2 protein-coding genes and 1 pseudogene are annotated in these 2350 nt (G+C 65.8%); all 3 read left to right on the forward strand.

Going from position 1 to position 2350, the window contains the following annotated elements; all coding sequences use genetic code 11:
• A pseudogene (locus tag ACFWPJ_RS30625) lies at window positions 1–207 on the forward strand (hypothetical protein); the annotation flags it as partial.
• Window positions 208–227: 20 nt separating this feature from the next.
• A complete protein-coding gene (locus ACFWPJ_RS30630) occupies window positions 228–1088 on the forward strand; it encodes an enoyl-CoA hydratase-related protein (protein WP_378856667.1) in 861 nt (286 codons plus the stop codon).
• Window positions 1089–1419: 331 nt separating this feature from the next.
• Window positions 1420–1680 carry a hypothetical protein gene (locus ACFWPJ_RS30635; protein ID WP_378856669.1) on the forward strand — a complete coding sequence of 87 codons (261 nt, stop codon included), beginning with the start codon at window positions 1420–1422 and terminating at the stop codon, window positions 1678–1680.
• Window positions 1681–2350 lie beyond the last annotated feature (670 nt).

A 2350-nucleotide genomic window follows, 5' to 3' on the forward strand; every position in this document is an offset into this window, starting at 1 on the left:
ACTGACCCGGCGCCCCCCGAGAGATACCCCTCTCTCGTCGGCGGCCGCGTCTTTTGTGTATCACAGACACACAGCGGCCAGGGCATCGGCCCGATCGACGCGGTCGTGCCCGTGTCCACCCTGGTCGATCGATTGGCTCGCGAGTATGCCGAAGCGCGTCAGCGCCTGGCTGCCTTGGCGACCAACGACCTGCTGCCCGTCCAGTAATTCGACACCGCGAGGACACCATGGCCTACGAAGAGATCCTGTACTCGGTGCGCGACCACATCGCCACCATCAGCATGAACCGCCCCGCGGCCCGCAACGGGTACACCCTGACCATCGCCGCCGAACTCGGCGACGCCTTCACCGTGGCCGACCGCGACCCGGACGTGCGCGCGATCATCCTGACCGGCGAAGGCACCGACTTCTGCGTCGGCATGGACCTGTCCGGCGGCGCGCCCGGCGGCGACGTCGACGACGACTGGCTCGAACCCGCCGGACAGTGCTCACGTCGTATCTTCGAATGCACCAAACCCGTCATCGCCGCGATCCGCGGTGCCGCCGTCGGTGCCGGGTCGACGATCATCCTGCCCGCGGACTACCGCATCGCGGCGACCGACAGCCGCTTCGGCTACGTCTTCACCCGGCGCGGATTCTTCCCCGAGGGCGCCTCGGCATGGCATCTGCCGCGCGTTGTCGGCATGGGACGGGCGATGGACTGGATGCTGACCGGACGGGTGTTTCCCGCGGCCGAAGCGTTGGCCGGTGGGCTCGTTCACGAGGTCGTCGAGCCCGACGAGGTCCTGCCCGCCGCGCAGGCCTACGCCAGGGATCTCATCGAGCACACCTCGCCGGTGTCGGTAGCCGTGACGAGGCAGATGCTGTTGCGGCTGAGCGCTTTCGACAGTCCCTACCCAGCACACGCGCTGGATTCCAAGCTGATCGGGGGACTGGTCGGCAGTGCCGACGCGGTCGAGGGCATCACCTCGTTCCTGCAACGGCGCCGCCCGGACTTCCCCGGTCGCGTCCCTGCCGACATACCGGCCTTCGTCCCGTGGACCGGAATCGACGACGCGGCCACTGCGCCATTGAGCGAACCCCGCTAGACGTAACCGCCGAACGCCCTGGATCGACCGGAGTCCCGGGTGAATCCGGTCACCGCGAGACCCAACGTCTGGGCGAGTCTGTCCTGGTGGTCCACCGCGGTCGCCGGTCGATTCAGTGGCCGAGTGGCGTCCTGGGGTCTGCCGCCACCGTGATCCCGTCGTCAGGCGAGCGGAAACCGCCAGCTGGTCGGCCGGATACCTCGAACCGTTTGCGCGGAGGCGTCCGACAGAGGGAGGTCGCGCCCGAAATCATCGTCGACGGCGAGATCGTGCCTGCGAGTCGCGGATATCTTTGCGCTGCCCACCGACGTGTCTGTCAGCGTGGGCGCTGATGACATTTCCAGGCGTCGGTGACGATATCGACGATGTCGGGGTGAGCTGGTTGCCACCCGAGTTCGCGTTGCGCCATCTCGTTCTCGAGAACCACACCGGTGACTTCCCGGACGGCGTCGAGGACTTGTCGGACGGCGTCGAGGACTGGTCGGTTGGAGAACCCGATGCCGTTGCCTACGTTGTAGATTCGATGCTCGCCGGGCTGGATCGCGTCGAGGGTGAGCAGGTGGGCTGGGCGAGGTCAGTGATGTGGAGGTAGTCGCGGATGCAGGTGCCATCGGGGGTGGGGTAGGCCAGGACCAGCCGCTGCTGGGCCGCCGACATCAGATGCTCGTCCGACACCGATATCTCCACCCCGATCGCAACCACCTCTTCGCTCTCGAACATGCTATTCGCCGCGGCGAGGCCGTCGGCCGGAGCTTGCAGAGTCGTGGCGACAACGATCCGTGCTGACGCCCGTGTCGAGTGGTTTCCCGCTCTGATCGCGCAGCGTCGGCTGTGCGCCGTGTCGGGAAGAAGTCGGTTGGTGCAAGACTTGAGCGGGCCCACCGTTAACCCCCCGCTTTCGTCGTAGAGATGGCATCAGTGTCAGACTTTGCCGAGAGAAGATTGTTCGAGAACTGAAGGCCCGCGCTGTCGGCAGGTTTCATCTTTGTGCTGGTCAGCCCTTTTCCCATGCTCCTGGCCGTCTCGGTAAGGTGAACCGGGCGGCTTCCTGTCGTCCGTTGGGGTACTTGACGTTCTGACCACCGTTCAGTGCGGGCCGAGTACCTGCTGCTGGTCTCGGGGTAACCCGCGGAGGGGTGTGGCGTAGTTTTGGCCTCGGAATGAGGTTCCGATCAAAGCGTCGAAATTCTGTTGCAGCCGAGCATGTTTCGCGATTTCAGCGACTTCTTGACCGGTCGGAGCGGCCGCGCGCTGGACTGATC

It is taken from the genome of Nocardia sp. NPDC058497, from assembly GCF_042720195.1.
GTDB lineage: Bacteria > Actinomycetota > Actinomycetes > Mycobacteriales > Mycobacteriaceae > Nocardia.